At 58.3% G+C, this 549-nt stretch carries 1 pseudogene; it reads left to right on the top strand.

Features of this window, described 5'->3' with window-relative positions:
- Positions 1-549 (top strand): annotated as a pseudogene (locus tag ACTHUR_RS17270) (glucose-6-phosphate isomerase); the annotation flags it as partial.

Here is a 549-nt window from a genome sequence, read left to right as displayed (position 1 = left end):
CCCTTACCAACGCACTGACCGCGCGCAAATGGTTCCTTGACCACGCAGGCGATGAAACCGCCGTCGCCAAACACTTCGTCGCCGTCTCCACCAACCAAAAAGCCGTCGCCGAATTCGGTATCGACACCGCCAATATGTTTGAATTCTGGGACTGGGTCGGCGGACGATACAGCCTCTGGTCGGCAATCGGCCTGCCCATCATGCTCTACTTGGGCGAAGAAAACTTCATCGAAATGCTCAACGGCGCGCACCTGATGGACCAACACTTCATCAACACCCCGCTCGAGCGCAACCTCCCCGTCATCCTCGCCCTCGTCGGCATCTGGTACATCAACTACTACGGCGGCGGCAGCCACGTCATCGCCCCCTACGACCAGCACCTCCACCGCCTGCCCAAATTCATTCAGCAGCTCGACATGGAGAGCAACGGCAAACAAGTTACCCTCGACGGCAAGTCCATCGGCTACGAAACCTCCCCGATTATTTGGGGCGAAACCGGCATCAACGGTCAGCACGCCTTCTTCCAACTGCTGCACCAAGGTACCCACA

The sequence above is a fragment of the Neisseria sp. P0021.S007 genome (genome assembly GCF_051956855.1).
The sequence above is the reverse complement of the archived record's forward strand: the minus strand, read 5'-3'. Positions and strand labels throughout refer to the sequence as shown.